Annotated in this window: 7 protein-coding genes; 5 read left to right on the plus strand and 2 right to left on the minus strand. The window is 36.3% G+C overall.

Annotated features, from left to right (window positions below; all coding sequences use genetic code 11):
* Nucleotides 1–11: 11 nt before the first annotated feature.
* A complete protein-coding gene (locus IV88_RS08635) occupies nt 12–398 on the minus strand; it encodes an Hsp20/alpha crystallin family protein (protein WP_057800498.1) in 387 nt (128 codons plus the stop codon).
* 197 nt (nt 399–595) lie between these two features.
* Between IV88_RS08635 and IV88_RS08640 the strand changes: the two genes are divergently transcribed.
* The 3 genes from IV88_RS08640 to IV88_RS08650 all read left to right on the plus strand — a co-directional run bounded on the left by IV88_RS08640 (nt 596) and on the right by IV88_RS08650 (nt 3,434).
* Nucleotides 596–1,573, plus strand: coding sequence for an aldo/keto reductase (locus tag IV88_RS08640; protein ID WP_057800499.1), 978 nt, complete (start codon nt 596–598; stop codon nt 1,571–1,573).
* Nucleotides 1,574–1,901: 328 nt separating this feature from the next.
* The gene (locus tag IV88_RS08645) at nt 1,902–2,846 is read left to right on the plus strand and encodes an alpha/beta hydrolase fold domain-containing protein (RefSeq protein WP_057800500.1); all 945 of its coding nucleotides are present in this window, start codon (nt 1,902–1,904) and stop codon (nt 2,844–2,846) included.
* 12 nt (nt 2,847–2,858) lie between these two features.
* Entirely contained in the window at nt 2,859–3,434 is a 576-nt protein-coding gene (locus IV88_RS08650; RefSeq protein ID WP_057800501.1) for a TetR/AcrR family transcriptional regulator, read from the plus strand.
* Between the two features lie 46 nt (nt 3,435–3,480).
* Here the strand turns inward: IV88_RS08650 and IV88_RS08655 are convergent, their stop codons facing one another.
* Nucleotides 3,481–4,047, minus strand: coding sequence for a cadmium resistance transporter (locus IV88_RS08655; protein ID WP_057800502.1), 567 nt, complete (start codon nt 4,045–4,047; stop codon nt 3,481–3,483).
* Between the two features lie 296 nt (nt 4,048–4,343).
* Between IV88_RS08655 and IV88_RS08660 the strand changes: the two genes are divergently transcribed.
* The gene (locus IV88_RS08660) at nt 4,344–5,522 is read left to right on the plus strand and encodes a LysM peptidoglycan-binding domain-containing protein (protein WP_057800503.1); all 1,179 of its coding nucleotides are present in this window, start codon (nt 4,344–4,346) and stop codon (nt 5,520–5,522) included.
* Between the two features lie 22 nt (nt 5,523–5,544).
* Nucleotides 5,545–6,015, plus strand: a complete 471-nt coding sequence (locus IV88_RS08665; protein ID WP_057800504.1) for a hypothetical protein — start codon at nt 5,545–5,547, stop codon at nt 6,013–6,015.
* The last annotated feature ends 55 nt before the right edge of the window (nt 6,016–6,070 follow it).

Consider the following 6,070-nt stretch of genomic DNA (forward strand, 5'->3'; position numbering starts at 1 on the left):
TTTGTCCAATATCAGGGGGTCAGTTCATTATCGACTTTAGCACTGATGTTATTTTGATCAACATCAGGAAGAGCATAACTGCGACGCATTACACCATAATGGCGTTCAGACATGGTTACATTATGCTCAGAATCTTCATGATCTGAGAAACTATCTTTCTTAACTTCTAGATTTAAGACGTCATTTTGATAGTTTAATTTAACGTCCTTTTTATCAACGCCAGGAACATCAACTTTGACGCGATAATCTTTATCAGATTCACTCACGTCCGTCTTTAGGGTTCCTTCACCCCAGTTAAGTCCATTATTATCGAATCCGTTGAAAAAGTTTTGTGATAGGCGGTCGAAGAATGGATCCCATAGTTCACCTTTATTTCGATTAGATACTTCATTTGCCATAGTCAAAATCCCCTCTCTGAAATCTTATCTTTGGTAAGTGTCGAATCCTCGTGGTGGAATATCTTTCCCCCGCTTCACTTATTATAATAGTCAGTATTGGTCAGAGATTCAAGTGATATGCATTTAATTAAATTACTTGACCTGAAGTCGCCTCCAGGTTGTACACTATACTTGAATAAAAAAGGAGTGGAACAAATATGGAATATCGTACTTTAGGAAAAACAGGATTTAAGATTAGTGAAGTTTCATTAGGAACTTGGCAACTAGGTGGTAAATGGGGTGCTGAATTTGATGAAAAGGATGCAATGGATACCCTCGAGGCCGCTTATGAACATGGCGTAAACTATTTTGATACTGCTGATATTTATCAAAATGGGGCTAGTGAAAAAGCAGTTGGTCAATTCATTAAGAAACATCCAGATGTTCATTATTCAACTAAGATTGGTCGTAAAGAGGAACCACTTAGCACGGAACATTTTGATGCAGAACATATTCGCAAATATGTAGACGATTGCTTGAAGAACTTACATGTTGATTCATTAGACTTAGTTCTTTTACATTGCCCACCAATGGAAACATACTATCAACCAGAAACTTTTAAAGCATTAGATGCTCTAAAAGCAGAAGGTAAGATTAAAAATTATGGAGTTAGTGTCGAACGTGTAGAAGAAGCAATCAAAGCTTTGAATTATGACATTTCAGCTGTTGAAATTATTTTCAACATGTTCCGTCTACGTCCAGCTAACTTGTTCTTTGATTTAGCAAAGAAGCATAATGTTGGAATTTTAGCTCGTGTACCTTTAGCAAGCGGACTGTTAACTGGTAAATACACAGCTGATACGAAGTTCGCGCCAACTGATCATCGTGCTAATAATCGTCACGGAGAATTATTCAGTAAAGGTGAAACATTCTCCGGTGTTGATTACTTAACAGGTGTTAAGGCTGCTGATGAATTAAAAGAACGCTTAGGTACTGATAACCTAGCCGATACAGCCCTCCGCTACATTTTAATGTATGATGCCGTGTCAGCAGTTATCCCAGGTGCAAGTAACCCAACTCAAATTGAACGCAACACTTCCGCTGCTGAAGTCCCAGCACTAACTAACGCTCAAATGGAAATTGTCCAAGATGTTTATAACAAGTACATCAAAGACCCAGTGGAATATGAGTGGTAAAAAAGAGCGTGAGACAACCCGAATAGCTTTTGAGCATTAACAGAAGAACGACAATTATCCTGGTTTTGAGGATAGTTGTCGTTCTTTGGTTAAGCGGAGAAAGTTGGGTTGTCGAGCGCATTTTAGAATAGAAGGCAAGAAGAACGACAATTATCCCGTTTTTTTGGGATGATTGTCATTCTTTGGTTAAGCGGAGAAAGTTGGGTTGTCGAACGCGTTTCAGAATAGAACGTTAAACCAACAAAAATAATTTTCACCTTTTAATTGACATTTAAAACAAAACACCTTATTCTTAACTGAACGTTCAGTTAAGAAAGGAAAAATAAAAATGCCAAAAGTTAAATTCAATACAAACCAAAGAAATACAGTATCAAAAGAAGCAGCAAAAATGATTGAAAAGTTTACGGGATTTGATTTACCGAATTTCATTCCAATTACCAACAAGATGATTTTTAGAATGCGCCAACAGTTTCAAGATGGCGAAGATAAAATGGAAGAACAGATTATTGCTGAGAATAAATTAAACGTAAAACCCGTTAATTTCGGTGGAACGAATGGATTACTGATTGAAGCTGCGGATGTTAAGAGAGATCAAGGAATCATCATTAATGTTCACGGTGGAGGCTTTATTATGGGAACGGCTCGTGATCGAAATGGTTTATTAGCAGCAGCTGAAACGCATTTGCCAGTTTACTCTGTTGAATATACGTTGGCACCTGAAGCTGCTGCACCAACTGCTCTAAATGAAGTTGAAAAATTTTACAGTGCGTTAGGAGCACAATTTGCTGATCAACCAATCTACATGACCGGTAGTTCAGCCGGATCAACAATCGTAGCTTCAGTTCTTGTTCGAATGCATAAAAAAGCTATTCCAATGCCTAATGCAATTATTCTATTCTGCCCGGCATTAGACATTAGTGGGGATGGCGATAGTGCAGTATTTAATGGACATCGTGATGCCTTATCGACTCATTTATCATTACGATTAGCACAACGTTACATTGGTGAACATAATCCCCATTCAGCTGATATTTCACCACTTTATGCTGAAATTGGTCCATGGTTCCCACCAACATTTATGACGACCGGTACACGTGATATGATGTTGAGTAATGTGCTAAGATTTACAGATAAATTAAAACAAGCCAATGTGCCAAATGGTTATATAATTAAAGAAGGTATGTGGCATGGCTTTAATTGGGAACCTAAGTTACCCGAAGCAATTGAAACAAGAAATGAAGCATGGGCATTCCTACAAAAATTCAGTAAATAAGTGGAGTAAGTTATGAGAAGTCGTGATGATGATAAACGAAAACGCATCTTAGATAGTACGTGTCAGATAATGATGGAACAAGGTATCGCAGCGGTAACTTTAAGCAAAATTGCGAAGTCAGCAGATGTTTCATCAGGAACGGTGTACACATATTTTAGTGATAAAGATGATATTTTACGGGAAGCTTATTTGGACCGTAAAGCTAAATTAGCTGAGGCTATCAATGCGGTTGATTTAAGCGGTAATCCTAAATTAGCTTTGGAAATTCTGATGGATGCAATTTATCATTATGGCAAAAATCACTTGGATGATATGTTAATCATCAGAGAATTTAATCAATCGGCTTTGTTAAAACAATTAAATATTAGTTTAGACGAAAGCTATTCAGAGTTTGAAAGTTTAAATCAATTAACAAATCGCGGTATTGAAGAAGGTGTATTTGTTGCTGGAGCCTATCCAGTAATCATGTCATACGCGTATACTCCAATATTGGAATATCTAATTGCAGTCCGAAATAATGTGTTAGACCCCAAGAAGGTACCTTTTGATAAGGTAAAAGAGATTTCATTACGAGCAATTACTAAATAGCAAAAAGCTCCAGTTCATTCCTTAGAAAATGAACTGGAGCTTTTATTTAGAATAAATGAATTAAATGTTCAATTAAGCCACTATCCCAGAAGACGTATAGTCCGATCAATACATAACAGACTTTCATTAACTTTTCGCCGTGTGCTTCCATAACTCTTGAAACTGCAGGAATATTAGCAACAGCTTTGATTAGTAGTACTACCAAAATAGTAAGGAAACTAATGAATATCAAAGTGGCTAAGAAATTTGTCCAAGTTTCGCCGACTAAAACTGGCAAGAAAATTGATAAATTACAGCCGGCACAAACAGATAGATAGGTAATCAATACGCTCAAGACGGGTGAACGATGGTTTTTAGCACCATCGTCATCGTCGTCATCATCATGAAATGCCATATAAATTGGCAAGAAACCAAGAATTCCTAGAATCCATTCAGGCAAGAAGGCTGCCAGAGCTTTACCAATCACATAACTAGCAATTAAAAGAATGATATTTCCAAGTAAATATCCCAGCATAACCTTTGGAACTGAATATTTTTTTAGGAGAAACAATAACATGAAGAAGAAATCTAAGTTAACGCTGATAAAAGTTAAAGCTAAAATCCAATAATTCATAACAAACTCCTTTATTTGTTTAATGTATCATATGTTAATATAAACATATGATACTCCAACTATTTATGAAATAAAAGATGAAAGCGAGTCGTGAATAGATTTTTAGAAAAGAATTATGGATGAAAGCGAGTATGATGCACCAAGTTTGTGTAAACGCTTTATGATATAATATAAGTGTCCGTAGAAGGGCCTAACTATTGCCTTTATAACTTAATTTTTAATTGAAAGAACCCGTGAAATAATATATTATAATAAATGGATAAGTGTAGGATTATTTAAAATTTGGAGGAGAAATAATGCTAAACAAAAAACGCATCGCAGGATCTGTTTTGATGGGAGCAGCCATTTTAGGACCGCTCACATTCAGACCAGCAATTACGCTTGCTAATAGCTTTTATGCTAATCAGTCAAATGCAGACCGTGCTGATATTACTAATTGGGTTGCTAATACGCCAACACAAATTGCTAATAATATTGCTTCACAACATATCAATACTAAAGAATTAAAGGGTGATAAGTATGTGATTCAATGGGGAGATACCTTATCAGGAATCTCTGCAGCAACTGGTATTTCAGTTGCTAAACTAGCTTATGACAACAATATTCATAATATTGATTTGATTTATGCTGGGGATGTTTTGATTTTAAATCGTGATGGTAAGCCAGTTCCAACAGACTACCATTATGTAGGAACAGGATTATTCGTTGCCTTTACTAAAGTAACAATTAACAATTACATTGATAACTCAACAAACGTTAACATCAATGTGTCACCAATTGTTAACAACAACTTCACAAACAAGACTACTAATTACCAAGCACCAGATAAGACTAATGTTGCTTCAAAAGATGAAGTTAACAAGAGTGATAAGGATAAAGATGCTACTCTATCTTCAGATGAGTTTACGGATCAAGTTAAGAGTTATCTTCAAGACAAAATGGATGATGTTTCATTTGGCGGAGACGACAGTGATTCAACTTCATCAGACGACGATGCTAAAACAGAAGATGCATACAGCAGTGATCAATCTGTAGATATATCTGGTGACAAGATGAATGACAAGACCGCTGAAAAAGTTGCTGATAAGATTATCGACAATTTGAAGTCTGATGGTAAGATGGAAGATTTGAAGAAGGCTGATAGTGTCGACTTGGATCTTGAACTTGATGGCGATAACGTTAAGTACAACTTCACAATGACAACTGCTGATGAATCAAGTGACGAATCTAGTGATACTTCAAGCGATGAATCAAGTGACGATTCCAGTGCAGATGATCAAAGTACAGATTCTGACAAGGATTCAGATACAGATTCTGATGATGACGCAGACGTTGAGGATAACGAGAGCGAAGATACTGATACTCATCACGATGATGATTCCAACAAGGAACATAAATCAGACAGCGACACACATGATGATGACAATAACCAAGCAGATACAAACGATCAAAGTACTGATGACTCAGACGAATAATTTCTAAGGGAGTAGATTTTAAATGAAAAAGAAAATTTGGGCCATTGTTGGAGCAGTTGTCGTAATCATTGCGGCAGTTTGTGGTGGATTTTACTATCATATGAGTACATCCGTTTCAAAAGACGTTCCAGGTCATGTATATCAATATCAAAGTGTTTCAGGGGACAAGGCTTTGTATGTTACTTTTGCTAAGAGTGGCGAAAAAGTTATTGTTAACCAAAACCGCGATATCGCAATGGATGCAGGTAAGAGTGAATCTGCATTTGATAGTGCATATCAAAAACAAAGTAAAGATGCTAACTGGAGTTACAAGGCTCAAGGCGGTACTTTGACTTTGGCACAACAAAAGGCCAACAACCAAGTTTCGCAATGGCAATATAATGGTATTTTGTCATCAAGTAAAAAATTCACAGCACGTAGTTTTACTTACCAAATCGCTAAAGCGGGTCAAGGTAAAGTTAATAAGAAGACAGTGTTTAACAAAGTGGATTAAAAAAACATGTTACTTCATTTTTTTGAAGTATGATCTGAACCCATAATATTGGACT

Origin of the sequence: Pediococcus argentinicus, assembly GCF_001437605.1 — a bacterium.
In the GTDB taxonomy this organism is placed as follows: Bacteria; Bacillota; Bacilli; order Lactobacillales; family Lactobacillaceae; genus Pediococcus; species Pediococcus argentinicus.

Bases quoted from the DNA above. Each gene is read 5' to 3' on its own strand.
- IV88_RS08635 (WP_057800498.1), bottom strand. From the start codon at position 398: ATGGCAAATGAAGTATCTAATCGAAATAAAGGTGAACTATGGGATCCA.
- IV88_RS08640 (WP_057800499.1), top strand. From the start codon at position 596: ATGGAATATCGTACTTTAGGAAAAACAGGATTTAAGATTAGTGAAGTT.
- IV88_RS08645 (WP_057800500.1), top strand. From the start codon at position 1,902: ATGCCAAAAGTTAAATTCAATACAAACCAAAGAAATACAGTATCAAAA.
- IV88_RS08650 (WP_057800501.1), top strand. From the start codon at position 2,859: ATGAGAAGTCGTGATGATGATAAACGAAAACGCATCTTAGATAGTACG.
- IV88_RS08655 (WP_057800502.1), bottom strand. From the start codon at position 4,047: ATGAATTATTGGATTTTAGCTTTAACTTTTATCAGCGTTAACTTAGAT.
- IV88_RS08660 (WP_057800503.1), top strand. From the start codon at position 4,344: ATGCTAAACAAAAAACGCATCGCAGGATCTGTTTTGATGGGAGCAGCC.
- IV88_RS08665 (WP_057800504.1), top strand. From the start codon at position 5,545: ATGAAAAAGAAAATTTGGGCCATTGTTGGAGCAGTTGTCGTAATCATT.